This window comes from Aeromonas sp. Prich7-2, from assembly GCF_017939255.1.
Lineage (GTDB): Bacteria > Pseudomonadota > Gammaproteobacteria > Enterobacterales > Aeromonadaceae > Aeromonas > Aeromonas caviae.
Map to the genome: position 1 here is coordinate 1 of NZ_JAGKRI010000041.1, position 25,458 is coordinate 25,458.

Annotated in this window: 23 protein-coding genes, 3 tRNA genes, 4 pseudogenes and 1 riboswitch; of the genes and pseudogenes, 12 read left to right on the forward strand and 18 right to left on the reverse strand. The window is 60.1% G+C overall.

What is annotated here, in order from left to right; genetic code table 11:
• Positions 1 to 125, forward strand: a pseudogene (locus J9892_RS24595) (IS630 family transposase); the annotation flags it as partial.
• 53 nt (positions 126 to 178) lie between these two features.
• The gene (locus J9892_RS08895; RefSeq protein ID WP_049636605.1) at positions 179 to 466 is read left to right on the forward strand and encodes a hypothetical protein; all 288 of its coding nucleotides are present in this window, start codon (positions 179 to 181) and stop codon (positions 464 to 466) included.
• A 63-nt stretch (positions 467 to 529) separates the two neighbouring features.
• Here J9892_RS08895 and J9892_RS08900 read toward each other — a convergent pair.
• Both J9892_RS08900 and J9892_RS08905 read right to left on the reverse strand, forming a co-directional pair.
• A tRNA-Cys gene (locus tag J9892_RS08900) sits at positions 530 to 603 on the reverse strand.
• Between the two features lie 55 nt (positions 604 to 658).
• A tRNA-Gly gene (locus tag J9892_RS08905) sits at positions 659 to 734 on the reverse strand.
• Positions 735 to 983: 249 nt separating this feature from the next.
• Between J9892_RS08905 and J9892_RS08910 the strand changes: the two genes are divergently transcribed.
• On the forward strand, positions 984 to 4,421 hold the full coding sequence (locus J9892_RS08910) for an ATP-binding protein (RefSeq protein WP_010673541.1): 3,438 nt from the start codon (positions 984 to 986) through the stop codon (positions 4,419 to 4,421).
• 368 nt (positions 4,422 to 4,789) lie between these two features.
• On the opposite strand, the gene J9892_RS08915 is transcribed toward J9892_RS08910, so the two are convergent.
• A tRNA-Ser gene (locus J9892_RS08915) sits at positions 4,790 to 4,879 on the reverse strand.
• A 339-nt stretch (positions 4,880 to 5,218) separates the two neighbouring features.
• Between J9892_RS08915 and J9892_RS08920 the strand changes: the two genes are divergently transcribed.
• Together J9892_RS08920 and J9892_RS08925 are read left to right on the forward strand one after the other, a co-directional pair.
• Positions 5,219 to 6,136: a L,D-transpeptidase family protein gene (locus J9892_RS08920; protein ID WP_042878776.1), complete on the forward strand. Its 918-nt coding sequence runs from the start codon at positions 5,219 to 5,221 to the stop codon at positions 6,134 to 6,136.
• A 13-nt stretch (positions 6,137 to 6,149) separates the two neighbouring features.
• Entirely contained in the window at positions 6,150 to 7,142 is a 993-nt protein-coding gene (locus tag J9892_RS08925; protein ID WP_210538213.1) for a DUF481 domain-containing protein, read from the forward strand.
• A gap of 63 nt (positions 7,143 to 7,205) precedes the next feature.
• Here the strand turns inward: J9892_RS08925 and J9892_RS08930 are convergent, their stop codons facing one another.
• The 3 genes from J9892_RS08930 to J9892_RS08940 form a co-directional block, all read right to left on the reverse strand.
• Positions 7,206 to 7,931: a MaoC family dehydratase gene (locus J9892_RS08930; protein WP_010673529.1), complete on the reverse strand. Its 726-nt coding sequence runs from the start codon at positions 7,929 to 7,931 to the stop codon at positions 7,206 to 7,208.
• Positions 7,932 to 8,167: 236 nt separating this feature from the next.
• Positions 8,168 to 9,115: a 23S rRNA (adenine(1618)-N(6))-methyltransferase RlmF gene (gene rlmF / locus J9892_RS08935; RefSeq protein ID WP_029313997.1), complete on the reverse strand. Its 948-nt coding sequence runs from the start codon at positions 9,113 to 9,115 to the stop codon at positions 8,168 to 8,170.
• Between the two features lie 151 nt (positions 9,116 to 9,266).
• A complete protein-coding gene (locus J9892_RS08940) occupies positions 9,267 to 9,755 on the reverse strand; it encodes an NlpC/P60 family protein (protein ID WP_010673526.1) in 489 nt (162 codons plus the stop codon).
• On the opposite strand from J9892_RS08940, the gene J9892_RS08945 reads away from it, so the two are divergent.
• The 3 genes from J9892_RS08945 to J9892_RS08955 all read left to right on the forward strand — a co-directional run bounded on the left by J9892_RS08945 (position 9,673) and on the right by J9892_RS08955 (position 11,600).
• Positions 9,673 to 9,936: a hypothetical protein gene (locus J9892_RS08945; protein WP_162231332.1), complete on the forward strand. Its 264-nt coding sequence runs from the start codon at positions 9,673 to 9,675 to the stop codon at positions 9,934 to 9,936. The two genes, J9892_RS08940 and J9892_RS08945, sit on opposite strands and share 83 nt — an antisense overlap.
• Before the next feature lie 96 nt (positions 9,937 to 10,032).
• Positions 10,033 to 10,755, forward strand: coding sequence for a 4'-phosphopantetheinyl transferase superfamily protein (locus J9892_RS08950; RefSeq protein WP_042878780.1), 723 nt, complete (start codon positions 10,033 to 10,035; stop codon positions 10,753 to 10,755).
• The gene (locus J9892_RS08955) at positions 10,752 to 11,600 is read left to right on the forward strand and encodes a tetratricopeptide repeat protein (RefSeq protein WP_042878782.1); all 849 of its coding nucleotides are present in this window, start codon (positions 10,752 to 10,754) and stop codon (positions 11,598 to 11,600) included. Before J9892_RS08950 ends, J9892_RS08955 begins: the two co-directional genes overlap by 4 nt.
• Before the next feature lie 134 nt (positions 11,601 to 11,734).
• Here J9892_RS08955 and J9892_RS08960 read toward each other — a convergent pair whose 3' ends face one another.
• Both J9892_RS08960 and ribB read right to left on the reverse strand, forming a co-directional pair.
• A complete protein-coding gene (locus tag J9892_RS08960) occupies positions 11,735 to 11,977 on the reverse strand; it encodes an Lpp/OprI family alanine-zipper lipoprotein (protein ID WP_010634682.1) in 243 nt (80 codons plus the stop codon).
• A 225-nt stretch (positions 11,978 to 12,202) separates the two neighbouring features.
• Positions 12,203 to 12,856: a 3,4-dihydroxy-2-butanone-4-phosphate synthase gene (gene ribB / locus J9892_RS08965; RefSeq protein ID WP_043758934.1), complete on the reverse strand. Its 654-nt coding sequence runs from the start codon at positions 12,854 to 12,856 to the stop codon at positions 12,203 to 12,205.
• Positions 12,857 to 12,960: 104 nt separating this feature from the next.
• Positions 12,961 to 13,115, reverse strand: a riboswitch (FMN riboswitch).
• Between the two features lie 206 nt (positions 13,116 to 13,321).
• Between ribB and purU the strand changes: the two genes are divergently transcribed.
• Positions 13,322 to 14,158: a formyltetrahydrofolate deformylase gene (gene purU / locus J9892_RS08970; RefSeq protein ID WP_052815892.1), complete on the forward strand. Its 837-nt coding sequence runs from the start codon at positions 13,322 to 13,324 to the stop codon at positions 14,156 to 14,158.
• Positions 14,159 to 14,218: 60 nt separating this feature from the next.
• Here purU and J9892_RS08975 read toward each other — a convergent pair whose 3' ends face one another.
• Positions 14,219 to 15,484 (reverse strand): DUF945 family protein, encoded by a 1,266-nt coding sequence (locus tag J9892_RS08975; RefSeq protein ID WP_052815890.1) that lies wholly within the window; start codon positions 15,482 to 15,484, stop codon positions 14,219 to 14,221.
• A gap of 109 nt (positions 15,485 to 15,593) precedes the next feature.
• Complete coding sequence (gene cls, locus J9892_RS08980; RefSeq protein ID WP_010673520.1) at positions 15,594 to 17,075, reverse strand: cardiolipin synthase; 1,482 nt, start codon at positions 17,073 to 17,075, stop codon at positions 15,594 to 15,596.
• A gap of 96 nt (positions 17,076 to 17,171) precedes the next feature.
• On the opposite strand from cls, the gene J9892_RS08985 reads away from it, so the two are divergent.
• On the forward strand, positions 17,172 to 17,714 hold the full coding sequence (locus tag J9892_RS08985) for a DUF1439 domain-containing protein (RefSeq protein WP_029313991.1): 543 nt from the start codon (positions 17,172 to 17,174) through the stop codon (positions 17,712 to 17,714).
• Positions 17,715 to 17,718: 4 nt separating this feature from the next.
• Here J9892_RS08985 and J9892_RS08990 read toward each other — a convergent pair whose 3' ends face one another.
• Positions 17,719 to 18,177, reverse strand: coding sequence for a GNAT family N-acetyltransferase (locus tag J9892_RS08990; protein ID WP_029313989.1), 459 nt, complete (start codon positions 18,175 to 18,177; stop codon positions 17,719 to 17,721).
• Positions 18,178 to 18,501: 324 nt separating this feature from the next.
• Here J9892_RS08990 and J9892_RS08995 point away from each other — a divergent pair, with 324 nt between their 5' ends.
• Both J9892_RS08995 and J9892_RS09000 read left to right on the forward strand, forming a co-directional pair.
• On the forward strand, positions 18,502 to 19,242 hold the full coding sequence (locus J9892_RS08995) for a lytic transglycosylase domain-containing protein (RefSeq protein WP_042878789.1): 741 nt from the start codon (positions 18,502 to 18,504) through the stop codon (positions 19,240 to 19,242).
• Positions 19,243 to 19,256: 14 nt separating this feature from the next.
• Positions 19,257 to 19,360 (forward strand): annotated as a pseudogene (locus tag J9892_RS09000) (lytic transglycosylase domain-containing protein); the annotation flags it as partial.
• Positions 19,361 to 19,465: 105 nt separating this feature from the next.
• On the opposite strand, the gene aqpZ reads toward J9892_RS09000, so the two are convergent.
• The 7 genes and pseudogenes from aqpZ to J9892_RS09035 all read right to left on the reverse strand — a co-directional run.
• Positions 19,466 to 20,152: an aquaporin Z gene (gene aqpZ / locus J9892_RS09005; RefSeq protein WP_010673516.1), complete on the reverse strand. Its 687-nt coding sequence runs from the start codon at positions 20,150 to 20,152 to the stop codon at positions 19,466 to 19,468.
• 300 nt (positions 20,153 to 20,452) lie between these two features.
• On the reverse strand, positions 20,453 to 20,974 hold the full coding sequence (ruvC, locus tag J9892_RS09010; RefSeq protein ID WP_010673515.1) for a crossover junction endodeoxyribonuclease RuvC: 522 nt from the start codon (positions 20,972 to 20,974) through the stop codon (positions 20,453 to 20,455).
• Between the two features lie 233 nt (positions 20,975 to 21,207).
• Complete coding sequence (locus J9892_RS09015) at positions 21,208 to 22,116, reverse strand: Gfo/Idh/MocA family oxidoreductase (protein ID WP_053288172.1); 909 nt, start codon at positions 22,114 to 22,116, stop codon at positions 21,208 to 21,210.
• A 284-nt stretch (positions 22,117 to 22,400) separates the two neighbouring features.
• Positions 22,401 to 22,628 (reverse strand): hypothetical protein, encoded by a 228-nt coding sequence (locus tag J9892_RS09020; RefSeq protein WP_053288171.1) that lies wholly within the window; start codon positions 22,626 to 22,628, stop codon positions 22,401 to 22,403.
• A gap of 431 nt (positions 22,629 to 23,059) precedes the next feature.
• Positions 23,060 to 23,337: pseudogene (locus tag J9892_RS09025) on the reverse strand (alpha-amylase family glycosyl hydrolase); the annotation flags it as partial.
• Positions 23,338 to 24,105: 768 nt separating this feature from the next.
• On the reverse strand, positions 24,106 to 25,056 hold the full coding sequence (locus tag J9892_RS09030) for a transposase (protein ID WP_052816301.1): 951 nt from the start codon (positions 25,054 to 25,056) through the stop codon (positions 24,106 to 24,108).
• A gap of 282 nt (positions 25,057 to 25,338) precedes the next feature.
• Positions 25,339 to 25,458, reverse strand: a pseudogene (locus J9892_RS09035) (ISAs1 family transposase); the annotation flags it as partial.

Genomic DNA, 25,458 nt, shown 5'->3' on the forward strand with positions numbered 1-25,458 from the left:
CTAATCGCAGCTTCAAGGATTACGACGACATCCTTGATGCCTGCACATCGGCCTGGAAGCACTTTATTGCCGATGTGGAGCGGGTGATGTCACTTTGTAGCCGAGATTGGATAAAACTGACCTAATGTTTAATCCGATTGGTATTAACGAGGACTGGACCAGATCGGGGGAACACAGGATGAAACTTGCAGATGCGGCGCTGCTGGGGGCATTGGGCGTGCTCGCCTGGAGCCAGTGGCAGGAGTGGCGGCTCAATCGTGACGATGCCATCGACATCCCCTATCACGGGGTCCCCACCGCCAGCCTGTGGCAATGCGGTTTGCTGATAAAGGAGATGGCCGCGCTGGCAGAACAGGGGGGCGAAGAGAGGTCCGGATCCAGGGGCGAGGCATTGGCCGAGATGGATCTACATCTGCACAAAACGTGGCAACGGGAAGGTTGTTCACGGCTGACTGACATCCAATGAAGCATCATCCTGGGCCGCCAGGGCGGATGGACAACGTCAGTGATGTGGATAACAGGGAGAAGATGGAGGCACGTTCCGGAGTCGAACCGGACTAAACGGATTTGCAATCCGCTGCATAACCGCTTTGCTAACGCGCCATGCTGACAAGGCATTGCCTTGAGAGTGATGTCCATGGTTGGTGCCATGGAGTATTGGAGCGGGAAACGAGACTCGAACTCGCGACCCCGACCTTGGCAAGGTCGTGCTCTACCAACTGAGCTATTCCCGCATTATTGCTTGCGTGCCAGTTGCCTGACAACGAGGCGCATTATACGTACCCCGAGCCCGGGCACAACCCTTTTTTCTCACTTTGAGCCCTTTCCCGTGCTGTTTGCTCACCCTTTAGACGCCTTGGTCGAAAATCCCCCCGCTCCCTGTGACCCGACGAGCGAATTTAAGATAAAGCCATTGAAATAGTTAGCCTTTAGTCAGAAACTCATCGCGTTTAGTAACTGGATTATCAATTGAAAATCATGCGATGAAATGGAACTTCAGGCCTCGGGGGCTCAGACCGCAGCTGATGCTGGCTTTTTTCATGTTGGGCCTGGTGCCCTTCCTGGTCGTCACCCTGTTTTTCCTCTATAGCCACGGCAAGGATCTCACCACCCAGACCTCCAACCATCTGGTCTCGGTACGCAACATCAAGAAAAACCAGCTGCAAGACTACTTCGGCAACCTCAAGGAGCAGATCATCAACTTCTCCCAGCAGGACTTTGCCGGCAACAGTATCGGTCGCTTCTACGGTTTCACCGGTGCCTTCGAGAAGCTCGGCACCACGCCGCAGGAGGCCCGCGCCCGCGCCCAGGCCCGCTATGTGCCGGGCTCCTGGGACAAGCTGCAACAACCTGACAGTCAGGTGGAGATAGAGCCCTCCATCAGCGCCCTCATCCTGGCGGACGAGATGTATGGCCGCGTCCACCAGCGCTTCCATCGCGGCTACGCCGACATGGTGCGCAAGTCCAACTACAGCGACATCTTCCTGGTCGACCTCAACGGTGACGTGGTCTACTCGGTCACCAAGCAGGCCAACTTCGCCACCAACCTGCTCTCTGGCCCCTACCAGTCCAGCGGTCTTGGCAACACCTTCGCCAAGATCAAGCGCCGCCTCGATGGCGGCCAGAAGCCCCAGCAGATCTTCGAGTTCACCGATTTTGGCCGCAACGAGCTGACCGGCCAGGTGGTCGCCTACCTCGCCGCTCCCGTGATGCAGTACGACTATGTGCGCGGCGTGGTCATCTTCGAGCTGCTGCCGGACAAGCTCAACCAGATCATGGCGGAGCGGGAGGGGCTCGGCGCAACCGGCGAGACCATTCTCATCGGCCCGGACAAGCGGATGCGCGCCAACGCCTGGCTCGCCCCTGAATTCAGCGTGGAGAACAGCTTCAGCCCCGACTTCCGGCCGCTGCAGACCCCCCTCATCATCAAGGCCCTCTCCGGGGAGCAGGGGGTCGGCCCCTTCCTCTCCTACCACGATGACGAGGTGCTGGCCGCCTATACCCAGGTGAAGGTGTTCGATACCGAGTGGGCCTTCATCGCCGAGATCTCCACCAGCGAGGCCTATGCCCCCATCCGCCAGCTCGAGACGCTGGTGATCCTGCTGGGGGCAGGCTCACTGCTGCTGCTGATCCTCTTCTCCCGCTGGCTCTCCCACTCCATCACGGCGCCCCTGCGATCCCTCACCGCCGCCGCCGAACAGGTGGCGGACGGCGCTCTGGATCACCCCATCACCATCCCCCGCACCGACGATGACATCGACCGGCTGGCCCAGGCGTTTCGCCACATGCAGCGTTCGGTGAAGGACAAGATCGAGCTCATCGAACGCCAGACCCAGGAGCTGCAACAGCAGGTCAAGCTGACCCACAAGCAGAACCTCAGCCTGCAACAGGCGGACAAGCTCAAAGACGAGCTCCTGGCCAACACCTCCCACGAGCTGCGCACCCCCATCCACGGCATCAAGGGGATGGCCGAGTCCATGCTCGCCAGCCAGCAGGACCTGACCGAAGGGCAGCAGAAACAACTCGGCCTCATCATCAAGAGCGCCGACGGTCTGGCCCGCCTCGTGGACGACTTGCTCGACTACCACCAGATGCGCTACGGCCAGCTGGAGATCCACCCCCAGCCGGTCTCCTCCAAGGGGGTCATCCGGCTGGTGCTGGATCTCTGCCAGCACCTGGTGCAGGCCAAGCCCCTCACCCTGGTGGACAAGAGCCCCGCCGAGCTGCCCCCTGTGCTGGCGGACGAGCAGCGCCTCGAGCAGGTGCTCTACAACCTGGTGGGCAACGCCATCAAGTACACCCCCCAGGGCAAGGTGGTGCTGAGCGCCCTGGTGGAGGGCAACTTCCTGCGCATCAAGGTGACCGACACCGGCATCGGCATCGCCAGGGACCATCTGGAGCACATCTTCGAGCCCCTGGTGCAGATGAGCCCGGAAGTGAGCAAGCAGGGAGCGGGCCTCGGTCTCTCCATCACCCGCCAGCTGGTGCACCTGATGGGGGGGGAGCTGTTCGTGGAAAGCGAGCCGAGCGTCGGCTCCACCTTCGCCTTCACCCTACCGCTGGCCAGCGGCAAGGCGGGCAGTCTGACCCTCGACAGCCGCCAGATAGAGCACCAGCTGGTGCGCCAGCAACCCGTCATCCTGCCGGACTGGGAGAGCGAGGATCTGCCGCCCCCGCCGCAAGATGCCCCCGTCATCCTGGTGGTGGATGACGAGCCCATCAATTTACACATACTGCGCCACCTGCTGCAGCCCTGCGGTTATCGCATCCTGCCCAGCAGCGACGGCCACGACGCCCTGACCAAGCTGGCTCAGGAGCCGGTGGATCTCATCCTGCTTGATGTGATGATGCCCACCCTCTCGGGCTTCGACGTCTGCCGCCGTCTGCGCCAGCAGCACCCCAAGGAGAAGCTGCCGGTGCTGCTGCTCACCGCCCTCAACCAGCCCAAGGAGATTGAAGAGGGTTTCAACGCAGGGGCCAACGACTATCTGGTGAAACCCTTCTGCAAGGAGGAGCTGTTCGCCCGGGTGAGAGCCCTGCTGGAGGCCAGCGCCGGGCGCGCCTCCCTGGTGGAGAACCGCCTGCTCAAACAGGAGATAGAGCACCGTCTGCTGCTCCAGGAACAACTGCACCAGGATCAGGAGCGGCTCCTCGCCCTGCTTGGCGAGGGGGCCGACCCCATGGTCTTCCTCGATGAGCAAGGAGGGGTGCTGTTTGCTTCCCGGGCCCTGGCGCGCCTGCTGGGTCAGGAGCCGGAAGCCATGGAGGGGCAGATGCTGGACGAGTGGCTGGCCGCCCCGCTGGCAAGCCAGTGGCCCGACATGACCGCGCAGCCGGAGCGGGAGCTGGACTTCCTGGTGGCGGGCCAGCGAGACACCCTCAACGCCCGCGCCCTGCCCATCAACCTGGGGGGGCAGCACGCCTATGCGCTGACCCTTGGCACAGAACCGCGCCAGGACGACAATCGCATGGCTGCACTGGAGAACGCCCTCAAGAGCCTCTCTCGCCAGGCCATCATCGAGGATGGCCAGTTGCTGGGGGAACTGAGCCGGCTGGGAGGGGAGTTCAGGTCGCTGGCCGACGATCTCATTCGCCAGCAGGATGACGAACCTCTGCGCCGCGCCCTGGTGGACACCATGCGTCTCACCCTGGAGACCTGGCAGCAGAGCACCGGCAAGGGCAAGATAGTGCTGGCGGAGAAGAGCAAGCTGTGGCGGGTCTACATGGACCGCTCCAGTCCCCAGACCCGCACCCTCGACAAGTACCTGAACCTCGACACCCTGCCCAAGGCACCGCGCTGGAAGACGGTGGTGGCCAGCGCCGAGTACGTGCTCAAGCACTGCGCCCTGAACGAGGTGCAGCACCAGAGTCTGCACCAGAGCACCCAGCGCCTTCGCCAGCTCGCCAGCCGCAAGGCATGAGTCTCCAACCCGCAGCCACGTTGCTCTGATGATGGCTGCGGGATAGAAAACCAAGCACCAATAGCCAACTCTGGACACATCTACTCGCAGGCTTTCTGCGCCTATCAGGGGGATCGCGATGGCTGAGGCCAGATGACCCTGCAGGTGCGGGCCCATGCCCCATCACCATGTTGGTGATGACCCCGGGAGACCTGTCTGGGCCGGCAAGTGGCTAATCAGGTGAATGGACATTCGAGAGAATGGGGTGAGACTACGCGACACCGTGACCACAGGCCTCAAATCGGAAAAGACATTGGGAGATGGCTGAGCCGGGGGATGGACAGTAGAAATGACAAACCCGCGACGGGCGCGGGCTTGAGGGGAATAAATGGCGGAGAGACAGGGATTCGAACCCTGGGTGGCATTGCTGCCACAATTGATTTCGAGTCAATCCCGTTCGGCCACTCCGGCATCTCTCCACGGGCACTCATATTGACCCAACCCTAGCCGGGAAATCAATGTAAATCTCGTTGCAGATCAGACGACTGGCGATAAAACCGCCATCCGGCGATCCCGCCCCTCCCAACGCCAGTGACTTTCACCGGCAGCGCCTCCTCGCTCACTGTCTCCACCCTGTACCCGGTTCCCGGCGGGTGAATACGGCGAGCCTGATGGGCCAGTGACACCCTGTGACGCGCTCGCCACCGCCCTCCCGGCAGTCATGGTGCCGGACTGGTAATCCCCGCGGGATTCGTTGACAATCTCTGCTCATTTTTTGGAAGGGAACCCGTCCCTCGCCCCAGCCGATAGGAACAACCATGCTCAACACTCGTATCGTCTCACTGTTGCTGGCCGCCGCCAGCCTCTGGGCCGCACCTGTCTGGTCCAACACCTATCCCCTGCCGCCAGCGGACAGTCGTCTCATCGGCGCCCTGGAAGATTACATCGTACAACCTGGCGATCATCTGGAACTGGTCGGCAAGCATACCCGGACAGGCTTTCTGGCACTGCTCGAAGCCAATCCCGGCGTAGACCCCTATCTGCCCACCCCGGGCACCCGGCTCACTCTGCCGACCCAGATGCTACTGCCCGACGTGCCGCGAGAAGGCATCGTCATCAACCTGCCTGAACTTCGCCTCTACTACTTCCCCAAGGGCAAGCAGGAGGTGATGGTGCTGCCCATCGGGATCGGTGACATCGGCCGCGAGACGCCGGAGATGACCACCACCGTCATTGCGAAAAATCCCAACCCGACCTGGGTGCCCGGCCCCATGGTCCGCAAGTCCTGGCTGGAGCAGAAGGGGATCGATCTGCCCGCCGTGGTCCCCCCCGGCCCCGACAATCCCCTCGGCAAGTTCGCCATGCGTCTTGGCTATGGCAACAAGGACTACCTCATCCACGGCACCAACAAGGATTTCGGGGTCGGTCTGCGAGTCAGCGCGGGTTGTATCCGGCTGCGCCCGGATGACATCGAAACCCTGTTTGGTCTTGTTCCCGTCGGCACCCCGGTCCGGGTCATCAACCAGCCGGTCAAGATGGCGGTGGAACCCGACGGTCGTCGCTGGCTGGAGGTACACTCCCCCCTCTCCCGCACCGAAGCGGAGATGGCACAGGGGGCGCCGCTGGTGCTCTCCCCCGAAGCCGAGCAGTTCATCGCTGCCCCCGACATCGACAGTGCCCGGGTGACCGCCCTGCTCGAGCGCAAGAGCGGGCTGCCCAAGCCCGTGAGCGGCTGAAGGCCTGACCAACATGAACAGAACGGGTCATGTGGTTTGCCTGTTGCTTCTGCTGCCTGGCTCCGCGGCGATGGCGGACATCCTCTGGATGCGCAACGGCGATCGAGTGAGCGGGACCATAGAGGAGATCACGGACGAGCAGATCCGCATCAAGCCCGCCTACAGTCAGGCCATGACGGTCCCGCGCCACGCCATCAAACGATGGCGTCTGGACAAGCAGGAGAAACCCAAGCCGCTTACCAAGACGGGGATCCCCCTGCTGGACTCTCCTGACGAGGCCAATGCCTGGCTGCTGACAGGGAACGGGGATCTCAACATCAAGCTCAAGGAGAACACCAAGAAGACCAACAACGTCAATCTCAAGGTCTCCACCGAGTTTGCCAATCTGGACTGGCGTTACAGCCTGGATGGCGAGTACATCTACGAAACGGCGAACAACATCACCGACAGCCACGAGTACAAGCTCAAACCCAAGCTCGACTTCTTCTTCGACGATCACTGGTTCCTACGATCTTCCGTCGACATCGATTACAACATGATCGAGGCAGGCTATCTGGAGATTGACTATGCCTCCGGTCCCGGATACCGCTTCTGGAATGACAGGCAACGCCGGCTGGAGATCATCAGCCAGCTCGGCCTGGAGCGGGCCTATTTCAGGCCGGAGGTGTGGAGCAACTCAGACCTGTTTGACGACAGGATCATCAATTACCCCTTCGTCAGCCTGGGTTGGGACTACCGGCAACCCTTGGCACTCTGGGAAGAGAAGTTCGAGCTGTTTGGCAAGGGCAGTTATGAAAGGTTCGTCGACCAACCATCCCCCTATCTGACCAGAAAGCAGTCCGTCAGCGGCAGCCTGGGCCTCAGGTATTACTTCAGCGATCATTTGCGTCTCTCCTGGTCAAGCGAGCTGGATTGGGACGATGCCTGGCTCGACTACCATGGCCTGAACATGGATGTGAGCGAGAAGGAGTGGCGTCACCTCATCACCCTGGGGGCGAGTTTTTAACCCGCCAGAAACGGCACAGGCCCACCGAAGTGGGCCTGTGTTCATGGACGCAAGACGAGCGCGTCAGAAATAGATCCGGGTGACCGACTCGATGACGCAGCCAGGGCGACGGATCCCCTCGATCTCTATCTTGATCTCCTTGAGGAGCTCGATGCCTCCCTTGATGGGCGTGACACGCGACAGCTTGGTACGGGCGCGGATGTTGCTGTCCACCTTGATAGGATAAGGGAAGCGGACCTGTTCCAGACCGAAATTCACCACCATGCGAGCGGTCGGGAACTCCGGCGTGCTCTCGTCCACCGAACCGGTCAACTGGGGCAGCAGGGCCAGAGTCAGGAAGCCGTGGGCAATGGTGGTCTTGAAGGGAGACTCGGCTGCCGCACGCTCGGGATCGGTGTGGATCCACTGATGATCGCCGGTCACGGTCGCGAACTGGTTGATCAACGCCTGGGTGACCTGCAACCACTCACCTACATGGGTCTCTTCACCGATGCGGGTCTGCAACTCGGCATAGAGTGCCGCCGCTTCGCCTTCGAGCTCCACCACGGGATCCTGCGCCAAGGCAGGCTGGCCATTCGCGACCTGGGTGACTCTGGCAGCCTCTTGCTGGCGGGCATCCTGGGACTCCCCCTGCAGATCCAGCACTCTTCCCAGCAAGGGGTGAAGGTGTGCCTTTTGCTGAAACTCACGCCAGTAGTCGCGGATCGCCGGAGAGAGCCAATCCTTGAGCTCAAAGGGGTGTTGCGCCAGAATTTCGCGCTTGTGCTTCAGAAAATCGACAACTTTCATTTACCGATCCCTATTCGATTCAAAGCCTGTAAAGAGGTCTAACCAGTCCTATTTTATGAAAGTTTCATCAGCAAGTACAAAAAAATCTCGGCGTACACCTGTACCAGGCGCGAAAGTGGTCACTAACATGCGAGCAAACACGGGCAGGAAAACGATTGAATGTAAGGCTGCAAACGAATCAACATCTGAGCTGAAAAAGAGACGGGGCCCGTGTCGCCACTGAGCCCCGTCCTCGATCATCTCCCCTGGGCGGTCCACCAGCTCTTGCGCTGCTCATCGTCCAGGAAACTCCAGGCGAGGATCCGGCTCACCTTGTTGCCTTGCGCCATGTCGAGCACGCGAACCTCCCGCGCCCCCACCCGAGCCAGCGCCTTTCGTGCGGCAGGCAGATTTTCCTTTTTCGACACCAGCGAGCTGAACCAGAGGCATTGGCTGGCAAACTCCTTGCTCTGCTCTATCATGGCCGCCAGAAACGCCGCCTCGCCCCCCTCGCACCAGAGCTCAGCCTTCTGACCGCCGAAATTGAGCACGGGCGCCCCGGCCACTGCCTGGCCCTTGCCCAGGTTGCGCAGCTTGCGCTCCGTCCCCTTGCTCGCTTCCGCCAGAGAAGCATGAAACGGCGGGTTGCACAGAGTCAGGGCAAAGTGCTCCTTCGGCCCCAGGATCCCGCGAAAGACATGCTTGGGGTTACCCTGATGACGGCATGTGATCTGGTTGCCCAATCCATTGCTGGTGGCCAGCAGGGTTGCCGCCTTCACCGACACAGGATCGATGTCTGAGCCCACGAAGCGCCAGCCATACTCCCGGGCGCCCAGCAAGGGATAGATGCAGTTGGCCCCGACACCGACATCCAGCACTCGAACCTGCTTGCCCGTCGGTACGCATCCCGCGCTCTCCGCCAGCAGATCCGCGACGCGGTGCAGATAATCGACCCGCCCCGGGATGGGCGGGCAGAGGTAGCCAGGCGGCAGATCCCAGTGTTCGATGCCATAGTGCAGCGCCAGCAGCGCCCGGTTGAGCGCCTTGACGGCGGCCGGATCGGCGAAATCCAGGGTCCGGGTGCCGTGCTCGTTGACGAACACGAAAGGCGACAGCGCCGGGGTACGCAGGCAGAGCGCGTCAAAGTCGTAGGGGGCCTGATGGCGATTGCGCGGGTGCAATCCGGTTTTCTGCTGGGGTGTCATGCTGGACCTGCCGAGGATCAAGGGGGCCACACTATAGAGAGTCGGCCAGGGAAAGTCTAAAAGAGGGCCATAAAAAAACCGGACCCTGAGGGTCCGGTTCAAGTGAGGTTGGAAAAACAGTCCGTACTGCGAGCCGTTTGTCCAGCCTGACTCAGATATCGATCCGGCGTGCCTGCCAGAACTTGTTGCGCCAATACACATTGTCGAGCTTGGAGCGCGTGACGCCGGCACGGAAGGAGACATGGATGAATTCACCGTTGCCGACATAGATGCCGACATGGTTCAGACGCGGGTTGATCTTGAAGAAGACCAGGTCCCCCTCGACCAGATCCTGCTTGGAGACGCGAGAGCCTTCGTGGACCTGGGAGCGGGTATCGCGGGGCAATTCGATGCCGATGGCATTGCGGAACACTTCACGGGTAAACGCCGAGCAATCGATACCTCGTTCTGTGGTACCGCCATAACGATAGGGGGTACCACGCCACTCTTTGTATACGGTCAGGATTTCGTTGACATCCGGGGTAGGCGAAACTTCGGGTTCAATCACGGGTTCCATCATGGAAACCTCGATCTTGCTCGCGACCTCGGGTTGGGGTGCCGAAGCACAACCTACCATTCCGAGCGCGACCAGCAGTAGCATCAGGTGGCGCAATCCTTTATCCCCGCAAAAAAGAGTGAAACTTGTTAAAATGCAGCCCGACAGGGCAATTTATAAGGCAACAGCACCCGACTATATCCAAGAATTCTATCGAGGCAAGCGAAAATCCCAATCGAACTCACATTTTTGCAAGGAAATGCTCTGTTTAGCGCAATTTATGTGATCATGGCCAAACAATATACAATCTTGAAAGCATCGGTTTCGGCCTCTCCAAACGGATTGTTATCGCTACTTCGACCCCATTTTTAAGTGAAATATTATGCTTTCTGCGGATCTCTATTTGTTAAATACCGCGCTCGTCGATACTGAACAGCTGATCGGGCTGTCATCCGGGCTCTCCCCGGAGGAATACCGCCACTGGCACGAGATCCGCCAACCCGGCCGCCAGCGCGAGTATCTGCTGGGACGCGTGTTGCTTCGCCGCCTGCTGGCCGAACGCCTCCACTGCCCTGCCGGCTCTCTGGCCTTTCACATCGGCGAGCATGGCAAGCCGATGCTGTGCAACCACCACTGGCAGTTCAACCTCAGCCACAGCGGTGACTGGTTGGTGCTCGCCCTCTGTCGGGAGGGTCCCCTCGGCGTGGATATCGAAATGGGCCTGCGCCGCCGCCCCATACTGCCCCTGGCAGAGCGTTTCTATGCCCCCGGGGAATACCTGTGGCTGCGCACCCTGCCAGTGCAGGAGCAGGACTCGGCCTTCTATCGGCTGTGGTCGCGCAAGGAGGCGGTGCTCAAGGCCCACGGCGCCGGCATCGCCGCCGGGCTGGAGAAGGTCTGCTTCTTGCCGGAGCAAGGGTGGCGGCTGGAGAACCTGCTCGATACCCGCATCTATGAAGTGAGCGATTGGCCCATTGGCAGAGGATGGCTCAGCCTCGCCGCCCCGACCCGCCAGGTCGATGCCTATCTGCTGGACGGGAGCTTGAAATCCACTCCGCTGGACCCCATGTTGATCCACACCATTTTCCGAGAGTCAGCCTCATGATCGTCGACATCACTCCCCAGAATTTTCACGCCGAACTGATCGATGCATCCCTGAAAAAGCCGGTCGTCATCTACTTCCACGCCCCGCAGATGCCGGAGTGTCAGGCCATGACCCCCCTGGTGGAAGCCCTGGTTGGTCAGGCCAATCCTGGCGTCACCTTGGCCAAAGTCGATATGAACGATCCCCAGCTGCAGCCGCTGGCGAGCCAGCTGGCCCTGCGCGCGTTACCCGCCCTGGTGCTGTTCCATCAGGGTCGTCCGGACGAGCAGGCCATCCTGGAAGGCCCGCAGGATGAAGCGACCCTGCGCCAGTATTTCGCTGCTTTCGCCCCCAAGGAAGAAGAGCTGCTGCTGGAGCAGGCCAAGCAGGCACTGGCCGCAGAGCAGGCCGATGTGGCGCACGCCCACCTGAGCAAGGCCCATCGCCTCGCCGCCGAGCGTCACGACATCAGCCTCTGGCTGGCACAGGCGGCCCTGGATCTGAACCTGCTGGACGAGGCGCAAGCCCTGCTCGCCGCCATCCCCATGGTGGCACAGGACGATCACTATCAGACCCTGAGCTCTCGCCTCTCGCTGGCGCTGCAGGCCAGTGACAGCCCTGAACTGCGCGCCCTGGAGCTGCGTCACGCCGAACAGCCGGCAGATGACGCCCTCGCCCAGGAGCTGGCGGTACTCTACAGCCAGGTCGGTCGACAGGAAGAGGCTCTGGCCTTGCTGTTCACCATTCTCAAGCGGGATCTGGCCTTTGGAGATGCCAAGAAGATCTATCTCGATGTGCTGGCCACCATGGGCGCACATCCGGCAGCGCAGAATTACCGCCGCAAGCTCTACAGCCTGCTTTATTGATCGAAGAGATATTCAGGACGGGGAATGCCGATCGGTCGGCATTGCCTTGTTCAGGCGGGAGTCAAACTCGGAGAATTGCCAGATTTCAGGCAAAAAAAAATGGCGCATTAAAATGCGCCATTTTTTCGCATGGATTACTTCTTGTAGGAAGTAGCCATGTTGTCGATGCGCTGGTTAGCACGCATAGCTTCTTGCTTGGCTTCTGCAACATCAGCAGCGATCTTGGACTGATCAGCACGAACAGCGCTAACATCTTGAGCCAGTTGGTCAACTTTGTTAGACAGATTCTGAACGGAAGTTTCCAGTTCGCTGGTGTTTGCACAACCGCCCAGCAGAGCGGACAGACCAACAACACCTACCAACAACATTTTTTTCATTTTTAAAAGCTCCCTTTAACTCGCCAGACGTTTAGCAAGCGGCGTGATTATGGCACAAAAAAATCATACTTTGGATAGGCCCCATCACAGATAAATGCGTTAAAACCCTCATTTTTTTTTAGTTGCACACTTTATGCGCAAACTTTAATCAAAAAAGAGTGTCTCCGGATGAGGTTCGTGCAAAGCGTAACCAAAATTTCGGCTTATTACAATTTCGTATGAGGCTCAGGCTGAACGCTCTGACAGCAATTGACGATATTGCACCAGATCCTCGATGGTCAGCACCGGCATCTGGTGCTGGCGACCGAAGGCCACCAGGTCCGGCAACCTGGCCATGGAGCCATCCTCCCTGGTCAGCTCGCACAGCACGCCGTAAGGTTTGAGCCCGGCGAGCTGCATCAGATCGACCGTGGCTTCGGTGTGACCGCGACGGGTCAGCACGCCCCCGGTACGGGCACGCAGCGGGAAGACATGGCCGGGGCGATGCAGGTCGGACGGTCTGGCCCCGTCGGCGATGGCGGCACGTATGGTGGTGATGCGATCGGCGGCGGACACCCCGGTGGTCACCCCCTGCGCCGCTTCGATGGTCACGGTGAAGGCGGTCTGGTAGTGGCTGGAGTTGGCCTCCACCATCATCGGCAGCTCGAGCTGGCGAACCCGCTCGTCGGTCAGGCAGAGGCAGACGATGCCGGAACACTCGCGGATCATCATGGCCATCTGTTCATTGGTCATGGATTCTGCGGCGAAGATGAGGTCACCCTCATTCTCACGATCTTCATCGTCGGCCACCAGCACACCCTGGCCGGCACGCAGTGCGGCCAGCGCGGCCTCGACGCGAGCAATGGGATCACCGAATTCACTGAGCAGAGACTGATTCATGGTAAGACTCCTAAAAAAGACAAGGACCAGAATCAGGGCATGGAAAGGTAGACAGAGATAGGCATGCAGCGGCCGGCCCACAGGGGGCTTGCCAGCAATATCTGTCTTATCCTCTTTCATCCGGACTGTGACCGTCGGCTCCGGCATCTCACCGGATCTGCTGACCCCGCCCGGTCAAACCGGGTCGGGCGCTCGCGGGCTCCCCGAGTCATATCGGGATACCGCCGGTGGGGAATTTCACCCCGCCCTGAGAATAAGCGCAGACAGCCTAAAGAAAATCGCCGCAGGATGCCAGTCCAAAACCCATCAACGACAAACGCTTGCCCTCGGCGGCCCGCCTCCGCCAGCCGGTCACGCCGATGCACGGCACGCTGTCTTTTCTGATTTTGTTTGTGGCATAGTGCCAAAAAAACGTGCTGCCCGCGCAGACTGGGCGCCAACAACACCAACGGAATCATGACAGAGATGGAAAAGAAAATACTGCTGACCGATTGCCCCGACGCCAAGGGACTCATCGCCAAGATCACCAACATCTGCTACAAGCACCAGCTCAACATCAACAAGAACGACGAGTTCGTGGATCACGAAAACGGCCGCTTCTTCATGCGCACCGAGCTGGAAGGGCGCTTCAACGACGAGACCCTGCTGGCCGACCTCGACGATGCCCTGCCGGTGGGCGCTCTGCGCCGCCTGGTCAAGGCGGGCAAGAAGCGCATCGTCATCCTGGTGACCAAGGAGACCCACTGCCTCGGCGACATCCTGATGAAGAACTACGCCGGCGCCCTGGACATGGACATAGTGGCGGTGATCGGCAACTACGACACTCTGGGCGAGCTGACAGGCAAGTTCGACATCCCCTTCCACTGCGTGAGCCACGAGGATCTCAGCCGCACCGAGCATGAAGAGCAGGTGCGCGCCCTCATCGATGGCTACCAGCCGGATTACGTCATCCTGGCCAAGTACATGCGGGTGCTGACCCCGAGCTTCGTCGCGGCCTACCCGCGCAAGATCCTCAACATCCACCACTCCTTCCTGCCCGCCTTCATCGGTGCCCGTCCCTATCGCCAGGCCTTCGATCGCGGGGTCAAGCTCATCGGTGCCACCGCCCACTTCGTCACCGACGATCTGGATGAGGGTCCCATCGTCGAGCAGGACGTCATCCACGTCGACCACACCTTCACCGCCGACGACATGGCCAAGGCCGGTCGCGACGTGGAGAAATCCGTGCTGAGCCGCGCCCTGGAGCTGGTACTGAACGAACGGGTCTTTGTCTACGGCAACAAGACGGTCGTGTTCAAGTAAGCGGCGGTCCGACCCCAGAAAAAAGGCTCCCGAAGGAGCCTTTTTTCATTGCGGGGGCACTCACTGGTGCAGTGGCAGACCGTTGACGGTGACCTGTCCCTTCTCCAGCTTGAGCTCTGCGCTCAGTACCGCCGACTCCACCTTGAGGTAACCCAGGTCGGTAAACTGGCTCAGCATGGGGGCCAGCTGGGGAACCGCCTGGCCCAGCTTGTCGCCAAGGCGCGCATGGAGCAGACCTGACAGGGCCTGCATCCCCTCCTCGCTCTCCATCAGCGCGGCCAGGGTCGTGGGGGCCAGTTTGGCCTCCCCCTGCAGGTTGACGGGTTCGCCGTTGAGGCGGGCGCTGAGGTCCGTCAGCAGGAGCGTGGCCCCCCGCTGGAGCATCTTGTCCAGCGCCTCCTGGATGGCGGCTTCGTCCACCCGCTGGCTGCTGGCCTCCTGCAGCCGCTGGTACCCCTCCAGATCCAGCCCGTTGAGCGCCAGATCCAGGTTGCCCTCGGTCAGCGCCAGGCTGTCCTCCTCGTTTTCCAGATTGAGAGACGCCACCTTCATCTGATAACGGGTGGAGAGTGTCTGGACATCATCCCCCGCCAGCTGGGTGGCGGTGGTCATCCCCTGCAGGGAGACCTTGAGATCCCCTTGTGTCAGGGAGAGGGCGGAGAGGGTCGCATCGCTGCGGGGCGAGAGCCAGAGGCCGCTAATCTCCGCCATGTCGGCGCTGCCCTTGAGATCGGCCAGGGCCAGATCCGTCTTGCTCTGCGCATCGTGCACCGTCATGCCCAGCCAGTGGGCGGTCAGATGACCATTGCCGTCGAGATCGCCGCGGTAGTCGCCGTTCAGGGGCAGGAACTGGAACTCGTTGAGCCCCTCCTTGACCTTGAAGTCGCTGGCCCAGAATCGGGAGCTGTTGCTCATGGTCCAGAGGCTGCTGGCCGACTCCGCCCCCAGCTGCCATTTCTCCATGCCGAGGGCCGTGAAGACAGGTGCGAGGGAGCCCTCTGCGGTGTCCAGCAAGAGGTGGCTCTTGATATAGAGCGGCAGCATGCGGCTGTTGAACGCGAACTGCATCTCGATGGCCTCGCTCCCCGCCAGTTGGGGATCAAAACTCGCCAGCGTCTGGGGCGGCACCACCACCTTGAGTACGCCGTCGCGGGTAAACAGATTCTCCGTCTCTGGGCTCCAGGTGACTTCGATCCCGCTCTCCTGCTGCGCCCTGGCGATCTGCTCGGCCAGGATCCGGTCGAACGTATTGCCCGTGTACCAGCAGGCGCCAAGCCCTCCCACCACCAACACGGCTCCGACGGCCAAGGCCACTTTTTTCTTCATCAGTTCTGTTTCTCCACAATAGTTCAATGGCGGGTGCATGGGCGCACTCTACGGGGAGGATGGGCATCAACACAAGCCAGACAACGGCTTGGGGTCCACGCTCTGGCTGTCACAGCAGGGGGCTGAACAGGTAGAAGATGTTCTCAAGCAATTTTTTGTACCAGGGGCGGGCACGCCACCTGGTCAGTGACATGGGGGTAGCCTCCAGCATGTAGCCCTGCACCAGCTGGTTCATCTCGGCGACAAACACCGGGTTGTCGATGAGCAGGGTGATCTCGAAATTGAGCCAGAGACTGCGCCGGTCGAGGTTGACCGTGCCCACCAGAGCGAAATCATCGTCCACCAGCACGCTCTTGGTGTGCAGCAGCCCGGCATCATAGCGATATATCTCCACTCCTGCCGCCAGCAGATCCTCCATGAAGGAGTTGCTGGCGTGGTTCGCCATCAGGGAGTCGTTGCGCGCAGGCAGCACCAGTTGCACCAGCACGCCGCGGGCCGCCGCCGAAGAGAGGGCCGCAGCCAGCGGATCGTCCGGCACGAAATAGGGGGTGGTCAGCACCAGATGGTGACGAGCCTGGTAGATGGCGAGCAGCAGGCTCTGCTGGATACAGTCACCACCGACGAAGGGGCCGGAGGGAATGAGCTGGGCCCGATAGTTGGTCTGTGGCCAGGCTTCCGGCTCATGTTGCAGACTGTCGAGCAGCCGTTCGCCGGTCTCCATCTCCCAGTCCCAGACGAAGGTGGACCACATCAACGGCACCACGGGGCCCTGCACCCGGATCATGATGTCGACCCACTGGCCGACCCCGGCATCCTGCTTGAAGAAACGGGGATCCACCATGTTCATGGAGCCGGTGTAACCAACCTTGTCATCGATCACCACCAGCTTGCGGTGCATGCGCAAGTCCTGGCGCTGAAACGGGATGCGCCAGGCGCCGACCGGCAACACTTCCACGACTTTAACGCCGGCGGCGCGCAAGGTTTTGGGCCAGGAGGAGCGGAAGAAGGTCTTGCTGCCGATGGAGTCGAGCAAGACACGACAATCCACGCCGCGTGCCGCCACCTCCATCAACGCCTCGCACACCTCGTCCACATCCCCGCCGGGGTGCCAGATGTAGAACTCCAGATAACAGGATTGGGAGGAGCCCCGGATGTCGCGCACTATCTCCTCTACGATGCTCTTCGGCTTGTGCAGCAGGGTCATCCGGTTGCCCGAGAGCATGGGCATGGCCAAGCGCCCCTGGATCAGATCGTGGAGCGGGCGTGCCTTGCTTCCCACCTCGCAGCAGTGCTGGGGGAAGAGGCGCGCGAGCTGGCGGATCCAGATGGCGTAAGGACGGTACATGGCCTGGGCCCGCTCCGCCCGCTTGCGACCGAGGCGTATCTCGCCAAACAGCACGTAGAAACCGACCCCGGCGAAGGGGATGGCATAGATGAGGGCCAACCAGGCGAGGGATACCCCGATGGGACGTCGCTTCATCACCACCCGCAGGGAGATCCCAGCCACGATCACGGTGTGAAACAACAGCAACAACCAGCCGAGAAAGCGGGAAAACAGCAACTGAATGTCGTATTCCAGACCGTCGAGCAAGGCGACTCCTTGGTGTATTGGACAGATGGCACGGGCAGACCCCACAGGGTCGGGATGGTATGCTATGGGGCACACCCATTCTATCAGGTCGTTAGCATGATCCTGCAATCTATGCTGCTGAGTCTGGCCATGCTAGGTCAAGGCTCATATGACATCAATGAGCAGCAGATAAATCAGTACCTGCAGTCCCAGGTGCAAGTGGACAAACAGCTGGAATTGCCCGGCATCATCAAGGCCCATGTGCAACTCGAGCAGAGCGATGTGCAGATTGGTCGCCAGAGCCCGGATACCGCCAGGGTGTTTGGCAAAGGCAAGCTGAAAATCGCGCTCCCGGATCAGACCGAGTACGACGCGCGCCTCAACATGACCTATGAGGCGAGGCCCCGCTACGACAAGGCCAGGAGTGCGCTCTTCCTCGACAACATGAAGCTCATCGATTACAAGCTGGAGCCTGCCGCGGCGGAACAGAAGTTTGGTTTCATGCTGAGGATGCTGCTGCAGAGCATGGAGAAACGGCTGGAGACCCAGCCTGTCTACAAGCTGGATGACAAAGATCCCAATCAGGCCTGGCTCAAGGAAAATCTGCTGGGGCTGGAGCTGTCACCAGGCAAGATCCACCTGCTGACCAAACCCCAATAAGACGTCAGTTGAAAACAGGCGCCTTCGCCTGACGCACCAGCAGCTCGATCTGGTAACCCTGTTCGTGCTGCTGGTGATAGAGAGAGTGGAGGGGCCCGTCGAGTTCATGCAGGGGAAGGTGGTCAAATCCCGCCTTGAGGTAGAAGGGTTTCTCGAACGGCAGGGCGTGACAGATCACGGGCTTGTCGGAAAGATCGCGGCAGGCATGCTGCAACAAGCGGGATCCCAGCCCCAGGGACTGGTAGTGAGGGAGCAGACGAAAGCCGCACAAGTGGTAATAATCCTGTTCATCGCGCAGGCGCACAGCCCCCACCAGCCAGTGCGCGTCACGGACCACAAAAATCCGTTCTGCCAAATCCGGCACATAGTGGGAAAACGTCGTCTCGTAATAGTCTCTGATGAGGGAAAGATCCGCATCACAGTACTCTTCGAATCTGAGCTCCATCGCTCGCCTGCTTGTCATGCCCATTTCGCTCTGGCCATACCGGCCCTCTCCTGCTCGCTCGCTGGCTCCACGAAGAGATCAGACCAGAGTGGAGCAACAGCAAGATAACACGCCTTTAACTTACAAAAAAGCCAATAACTCGATGGAAAAGACGAGGTTGCGATCATCCGCCCCTTGACGCCATGAGCCGCGCCCCTTGTCCTGAGTGAGCACTCAGGTGGGACGTCCCTCTGCCATCACATTTCCAGCCTCCCCTGTTCACGGGCACTTGTTCTGCGCCATCCCGAATGCTTTACTCAACGTGCCTAACGAGGCTTAAGGAGCAAGCCGTTGAAAGCATGGATGTTGCTGGGCATGATGCCGCTGTTTTCCCACGCAGCCCCGGCTCAGATACCGCCGCCGGCCGAGGTGGTGATCCTGACCCCGGAGACGGCAGTCTCCTCCCCGGTTCCCACGCCGCGTACCGTGGCGCTCACCCCGGCGCCGCTCCCCTCCCCTGAACCCGCTAAGCCTGCAAGCCGTCAGATCCAGGTCTACAAGTCGGTACAAAAGAACGGGGTCATACGCTATTCCGACATGATGCCGGAGCAGGGTCACTACGAACTGCTGCTGTTCAACGACTGCTATGCCTGCGATCCGGCGTCCAAGGTCAACTGGCGCACAACAGGCCTCTTCCTCTATGACTACGCCAGCACCATACAGGCGGCAGCCAAGGCTTATCAGGTCGAGCCAGCCCTCATCCGGGCACTTATCCATGCCGAGTCCGCTTTCAATCCTCTGGCCGTCTCCCGCAAGGGCGCCATGGGACTGACCCAGCTGATGCCCGCCACGGCGCGCGAGCTCGGGGTCGGCAACGCCCTGCTGGCGGAGCAGAACATCTTTGGCGGTGTGAAATACCTGGCGGGTCTGCTCAAGCAGTATGACGGCAATGTGGCCCTGGCCACCGCCGCCTACAATGCAGGCGCCGGTGCGGTGCAAAAACACGGCGGCATACCGCCCTATGCCGAAACCCGGGCCTATGTGGAACGAGTCAAGCTGCTGCATCAGCGCTACAAAGAGATGCTGAGCGCCAAGGGGTTGTAGGACCGGTACGGTACAAGCACGGCGGCATCCCTCATTGGCCGAAACCCGGGCCTATGTGGAACGGGTCAAGCTGCTGCATCAGCGCTACAAAGAGATGCTGAGCGCCAAGGGGCTGTGATCATGCCGTACCCTATCGTCGGCATGGCGCCCTGCCCGGTATTCCTTCAGGCATAAAAAAACACGCCCGGGGGCGTGTCGATACCACACGTTAACTAGCAACACATCACTCTTTCGTGGCGATCACACGATAGGCCAATGCACCCAGAATGGCACCGACAATGGGGGCAACCCAGAACAGCCAGAGCTGGCCCACGGCCCAGTCACCGACAAAAAGCGCCACGCCAGTGCTGCGCGCCGGGTTGACCGAGGTGTTGGTCACCGGAATGCTGATGAGGTGGATGAGGGTCAGGCACAGGCCGATGGCGATGGGAGCAAACCCGGCCGGTGCACGGCTGTCGGTGGCGCCCATGATGACAAAGAGGAAGAAACCGGTCATCACCACTTCACACACCAGGGCGGCCAGCAGGCTGTAACCGCCGGGGGAATGCTCGCCATAGCCGTTGGAAGCAAAGCCGGCGCTCACATCAAAACCCGCCTGTCCGCTGGCAATGACATAGAGCACGCCACCAGCCACGATCCCGCCAAGCACCTGGGCCACGATGTAGGGCAGCACGTTGGAGGCCGGGAAGCGACCACCAGCCCAGAGTCCGACGGTCACGGCCGGGTTCAGGTGGCAACCCGAGATATGACCGATGGCATAGGCCATGGTCAGCACGGTCAGGCCGAACGCCAGGGCGACGCCCAGCAGGCCGATCCCCACATTGGGGAAGGCGGCAGCCAGCACTGCGCTCCCGCAGCCCCCCAGCACCAGCCAGAAGGTTCCCATAAATTCAGCAGCAAAAGGTTTCACTCTTGTCTCTCCCATGATGATTAACACGAGAGCCAGAAAGGCTCATACGGACACTGTTATTGAACAGGCGCCATATTATGGGAGTGTGGCGGAGCAAGACGAAACCGACCCGGCTCATCGCGGATATGTGATGAAGGTCACAAGTTATTGATAAAGTAGAAAGATATCCCCCCGCCCGGTGCGCTTCTCCACGGGAGTCCTATGGAGGGACGCGACAGATTGTGACCCTACCAGCGATTTTGCCAGCAGCTCCGGCACCCGGCGCTCCCCTGCCAACACCGGGTAGCCCTCCTCCAGGGATCAGCGATAACGGCCGCGCACCGATCCGCTGGCCCGCCCGGCCATGCGAATGAGGCTCTGACGGGTGTGGAAGTGGCAGAGCGCCACCCCGAGGGCATCCGCCGCATCCGCCTGGGGGGTGGCAGAGAGCTTGAGCAGATGGGTCACCATGTGCTGCACCTGCTCCTTGGCGGCGCCACCGGTGCCCACCACCGCCTGTTTGATCTGGGTCGCCGAGTACTCGCTCACCGGCAGCAGGGCGTTGACCGCCGCGACGATGGCGCTGCCACGGGCCTGGCCGAGCTTCAGGGCAGAGTCCGCGTTGCGCGCCATGAAGACCCGCTCGATGGCGAACTCGTCCGGCTTGAACTGGGTGATGATCTCGCTCACCCCGTCATAGACCTGCTTCAGGCGAGACGGCAGCTCCCCCAGATCGGTGCGGATGCAGCCCGATCCCAGATATTCCGCCTTGCCCGCGACGATGCGAATGACCCCGTAACCGGTGATGCGCGAACCGGGATCGATCCCCAGAATGATGCTCATGAACGGAATACCCCGCCCACTGCGGTCAGCCATCTCATCTTCGACACCTTCTTCATTGCGATCTCTTGCCCTGCAGCTCTTGATGGCCGCCAAGATAACAAACCCGCCTTCGCTTGGCTCGCTCGCTGGCACCTTTCCCGGCTGACTGCGCAAGGAGCCACCATCTCATACAGTGCTCTGCCGCTTCTCTGGCCAGTGATGCCTGCCGGTGTCACCAGCCCCTTGCCTCCGGGTCATCCCTTTGCCAGGGCGACGAGGCGCTCTGCCAGTCGATGGCTTTGCAGGTAGCTCTCGACCAGCGCCCCGTCTGCCCGCCCGACGTCAATCTGCCCATACCAGTGCTCGAGCATGGCGACAAAGCCTCGGCTCGCCAGCACGGGCTGCCAGTCGCCCGGAGCCAGAGTCTGCACAGTGTTGTCTCGCGCAAGCAGGCCACGGGTGCAGTTCTCGATATGCAGAGTGAGGTTGTCGCCATAGGCATCGATGCGCTCCTCGGTGATGCCGGCGCTGCGATTCATGCTGCCGCTCACCGCCATCTGCCCGCTCTGCCAGGCGATGCTCACCCCGGCCAGCAGTTCGGGCTGCTCACTGCTGCGTCGCAGCACCGCATGCAGCTCCCCATCCGGCTCGCCGCCATAACAGCAGAGGCTGTCGAGCACATGGATAAAGTCGTCGAACAGGAACTGGCGAGGCGCCCCTGGCAGGGCGTGCCTGTGCTTTTGCCAATGGAGCTCGGTCAGCGGCTGGTCTCGTGCGGCGGCCATGGCGGGCAGATAGCGACGGTTGAAGCCCACAAACAGCGGGCAGTCCCTGGCGATGGCGAGATTGGCGAGCGCCTCCACCTCTCCTGCGTTGTCACACAGCGGCTTGTCCACAAAGGTGGGAATGCCGGCACGCAGGCACAGCTCCGCCAGTTTGCCGTGCACGACGGTGGCAGCGTGGATCATCACCGCATCAGGTCGGCTCGCCAGCAGCGCATCGACATCGGTAAAACACTCGCCAATCCGGTACTGGCGCGCCAATTTGCCGAGCACCGAGGGACTCCGGGTACAGAGCAGCGGGGTGACTCGCTCGTCGTTTGCAAGCAGCGGCAGATAGGCCTTCCGGGCGATATCGCCAAGGCCAATCAAGGCAATGCGCATGGGTACTCCTCTCAAGGGGATAACCAGATAACTGCCTGCACGATCTCAGGATTTCCCTCGCAGATCCAGCCTTGGCGTCATCTCGCTCCAGGCGCCTTCTGATGCAATGCGGCATCGCCCCGCGACACCCTGGCCACCTTCCTCCCATCGAAGCGACCCCTGGCGGCGCGGCGCTTGAGCGGCAAACCGCGATAGCAAAACAGGCAGGGCGACAACTGTCGCCCTGCCTGTTACACCCGCACACACCGCCGCACTCGGGCGATTGGCGCTCTTCTCACGTCGAGTTACTCTGCCGACCTGGCCTGCTCTTTGGCATCCCGCCACTTGCCAATCCTGGCGCCCAGCTCGGCGCAAAGCATGGCGCTGACCATGGCACCTATCATCCGGGTCATATCAGACATCTCTGTTGCAACCGGAAGCAGGGGCACAATCAGGTTAAAGGCGATGAGCCCCATCACCAGCCCGAGCCCGCTGCCTACCTTCTCTCTTCGGGATCGCGTTGTTATCGCCATCTGATTGCTCCTGACTTGAACGTTCCACGTGACTCGCCCTTGCCAACGTATCCAGCAAGATAACAAAGCCTTTCTTCATTTGGGACAGCCATCTTTGTGTACGAATTGTTCCATTGGAGGAACCATATCACCCACTCTGTTTCACTGATGCAAAAATCACCTGCTCAAGCAACACCCACGGTGTCGCAGCGTTGTGAAAAAACGGCCTGATAACAAAGGGCCGATAGCCCCTTTTCCCCAACCCGCCTTATCAGGACAGCCATCTTTTGGAGAAAGAGTTATCAAGACAGCCATCTTTTAGAGAAAGCTCTCATCCAGCGCCCAGCACAACTCGTCATCCAGCATTTGCGATGGTATTTGTGGAACTCGGGGGGATTAAAGAGAATGTCTTGGCATCGATGACGCCAATTCATGGCGCCTTATCAGGACAGCCATCTTTTGCTCGCTCGCTCCAGCTGGCAGCAGTATCGGGCTCTACCTTGAGCACCAGGTGATAGTGGTTGCTCATCACCGCATAGGCACAAACACCGATGGCAAACAGTCGCGACAATTGGCCCAACTTGTCGACCACCCATTGACGCCGATGTTCGTAACTCTGGCCAGAATGGGCATCCTCCCCGCACAGAAACGCCCGCCGCACACAGCGACTGACCACGTGGTAGTAAGGCGTATCCTGCAAACTGATTTGACGTGAACGGGCAATGGTCATGGCTCACCCCCTGGGCAGTGACCTCTCAAGCCAAGTACAGGGATACGCCGCTGTCAAAAAGGTGGGTGTCCCAGATTCCCCCCCGGATTTGCAATAACCGTCACCTTCATAGGCAGAGCCCGCGCTTCTGCCCATCACACAAGGGCGACCAACTGGTCGCCCTTGTTATTTATTGCCAACACTGCCCCCATTCGAGATATCGGCAAACCCGCCCCTTGGCATCAGGTTTGGTCATGCGAGCCAAAGGTGGATCCCCATATTTGCCGACTCTCGTAAAGATCTCCAAGGGACGTCGTCATCTCCCCCCTTCTCCATGGACCGAGCAAGATAAGCTCCCTTTTTATTTGGGACAGCCATCTTTGTGTACGGATTGTTCCATTGGAGGAACCATATCACCCACTCTGTTTCACTGATGCAAAAATCACCTGCTCAAGCAACACCCACGTTGTCGTAGCGTTGTGAAAAAACGGCCTGATAACAAAGGGCCGATAGTACATCTTCCTTAACCCTTCTCTTCTTATCTGCGACAGCCACCTTTTGGAAAGGCGCTGTCCCAATTATGTGTCGCCTTATCAGGACAGCCATCTTTTGGAGAAAGCCCTCATCAAGCGCCCAGCACAACTCGTCATCCAGCATGTGCGATGGCATTTGTGAAACTCGGGGGATTAAAAAGAATGTCTTGGCATCGATGACGCCAATTCAGATGCGATCACACCGGTGATGAGCTGGCGCTATACCGGACGTTGTTATGACACAAATATTCATCACTCAAAGGGATGGTTGATGACACCGTCGCTGGCCACAGTGCCAGGCAAACTGCTGACAATGCTCTTTGTCACCCACCACTCTGATACCCTGGCGCCGAAACAGCGTCACTTGCTTGAGCCAGCGCACCTCGTCTAACCCCAGCCGCGCCAGGATGGGGGCAAGACAAACTGGGATATGGCCCCGTTTGTCCACTCGGATGGCGCGACCTGTCCAGTCCACCAGCATCAGGTAATCCGCAAAGGTATATGGCAGGCTATCGGGTCGCGCTTCGTGCGCGAATGGCAACAGCAACGGAGGCAATGGGGCGGCGGACTGCTCACCATCGAGACGCTGCTTGAGGCTGGTGTAATCGCTCTGCTCGGGCCGGTCGGCAATCGCCGCCCGTATCGGATTGAGATCAACATAGGCCATGCAGGCCAGCAGGGCTGATTCGGTGAGCAGGGCCTGGCTCTTGAAGCGCCCTTCCCAAAAATTGCCCTTGCAACCATCTTCCCGATTGGCCTGCCGAGCCAGGTTTTCGTTGAGCAACCGCACAAACCAGCTGATGGAATGTAACCGCTCCCGCCACTGCCCTATCAGTTGTTGCACCACAGCGAGTTCAGGCTCAATCAGGGATTCCCCCTGATACCAGCGTCGTACCAGCAGCGGCCACTGGAATAGCGCCCCCCAACGCTCGGCCACCTCCCGCTCGCTCCAATTGGCAGCGTTATCCGACTCGACCTTGAGCACCAGGTGATAGTGATTGCTCATCACCGCATAGGCACACACACCGATGGCAAACAGTCGCGACAATTGGCCCAACTTGTCCACTACCCACTGGCGCCGATGCTCGTAACTCTGGCCGGAGTGGGCATCTTCCCCGCACAGAAACGCCCGCCGCACACAGCGACTGACCACATGATAGTAAGGCGTATCCTGCAAACTGATTTGACGTGAACGGGCAATGGTCATGGCTCACCCCCTGGGCAGTGACACCTCAAGCCAAGTACAGGGCTACGCCGCTGTCAAAAAGGTGGGTGTCCCAGATTTTGTTGGTGTCCCAGATTTCCCAGATACCCCCAAATTTCACAATTTGCTGATCAAGTTCAAAAAACAATGTGATTCCGATGGTTACATCATTTTAAGGCTCGCTTGGGTAGTTTAGTTTGTCTTACAGTGGCTATCTGGAACCTGTTGAACTGCGATGGGTCACTGCCCTCGCTGGTCAATCAGGGTGAGAGCGTGAACATTTTGTTAAATTTCACCCAGTTTTTTGAGACCCGCATTGAGTACCGTTTCCAGATATTCACTGCTCATTCCTGCGATTTTTTGCTTCCGTCTTACGCTCGCCTTGCGTGAAGTCTCGGCCCTGAG

Excerpts from the sequence above, each read along its gene's own strand:
- J9892_RS08895 (WP_049636605.1), top strand. The coding sequence starts at position 179 with ATGAAACTTGCAGATGCGGCGCTGCTGGGGGCATTGGGCGTGCTCGCC.
- J9892_RS08910 (WP_010673541.1), top strand. The coding sequence starts at position 984 with ATGAAATGGAACTTCAGGCCTCGGGGGCTCAGACCGCAGCTGATGCTG.
- J9892_RS08920 (WP_042878776.1), top strand. The coding sequence starts at position 5,219 with ATGCTCAACACTCGTATCGTCTCACTGTTGCTGGCCGCCGCCAGCCTC.
- J9892_RS08925 (WP_210538213.1), top strand. The coding sequence starts at position 6,150 with ATGAACAGAACGGGTCATGTGGTTTGCCTGTTGCTTCTGCTGCCTGGC.
- J9892_RS08930 (WP_010673529.1), bottom strand. The coding sequence starts at position 7,931 with ATGAAAGTTGTCGATTTTCTGAAGCACAAGCGCGAAATTCTGGCGCAA.
- rlmF (WP_029313997.1), bottom strand. The coding sequence starts at position 9,115 with ATGACACCCCAGCAGAAAACCGGATTGCACCCGCGCAATCGCCATCAG.
- J9892_RS08945 (WP_162231332.1), top strand. The coding sequence starts at position 9,673 with ATGGAAACCTCGATCTTGCTCGCGACCTCGGGTTGGGGTGCCGAAGCA.
- J9892_RS08940 (WP_010673526.1), bottom strand. The coding sequence starts at position 9,755 with ATGCTACTGCTGGTCGCGCTCGGAATGGTAGGTTGTGCTTCGGCACCC.
- J9892_RS08950 (WP_042878780.1), top strand. The coding sequence starts at position 10,033 with ATGCTTTCTGCGGATCTCTATTTGTTAAATACCGCGCTCGTCGATACT.
- J9892_RS08955 (WP_042878782.1), top strand. The coding sequence starts at position 10,752 with ATGATCGTCGACATCACTCCCCAGAATTTTCACGCCGAACTGATCGAT.
- J9892_RS08960 (WP_010634682.1), bottom strand. The coding sequence starts at position 11,977 with ATGAAAAAAATGTTGTTGGTAGGTGTTGTTGGTCTGTCCGCTCTGCTG.
- ribB (WP_043758934.1), bottom strand. The coding sequence starts at position 12,856 with ATGAATCAGTCTCTGCTCAGTGAATTCGGTGATCCCATTGCTCGCGTC.
- purU (WP_052815892.1), top strand. The coding sequence starts at position 13,322 with ATGGAAAAGAAAATACTGCTGACCGATTGCCCCGACGCCAAGGGACTC.
- J9892_RS08975 (WP_052815890.1), bottom strand. The coding sequence starts at position 15,484 with ATGAAGAAAAAAGTGGCCTTGGCCGTCGGAGCCGTGTTGGTGGTGGGA.
- J9892_RS08985 (WP_029313991.1), top strand. The coding sequence starts at position 17,172 with ATGATCCTGCAATCTATGCTGCTGAGTCTGGCCATGCTAGGTCAAGGC.
- J9892_RS08990 (WP_029313989.1), bottom strand. The coding sequence starts at position 18,177 with ATGACAAGCAGGCGAGCGATGGAGCTCAGATTCGAAGAGTACTGTGAT.
- J9892_RS08995 (WP_042878789.1), top strand. The coding sequence starts at position 18,502 with ATGTTGCTGGGCATGATGCCGCTGTTTTCCCACGCAGCCCCGGCTCAG.
- ruvC (WP_010673515.1), bottom strand. The coding sequence starts at position 20,974 with ATGAGCATCATTCTGGGGATCGATCCCGGTTCGCGCATCACCGGTTAC.
- J9892_RS09015 (WP_053288172.1), bottom strand. The coding sequence starts at position 22,116 with ATGCGCATTGCCTTGATTGGCCTTGGCGATATCGCCCGGAAGGCCTAT.
- J9892_RS09020 (WP_053288171.1), bottom strand. The coding sequence starts at position 22,628 with ATGGCGATAACAACGCGATCCCGAAGAGAGAAGGTAGGCAGCGGGCTC.
- J9892_RS09030 (WP_052816301.1), bottom strand. The coding sequence starts at position 25,056 with ATGACCATTGCCCGTTCACGTCAAATCAGTTTGCAGGATACGCCTTAC.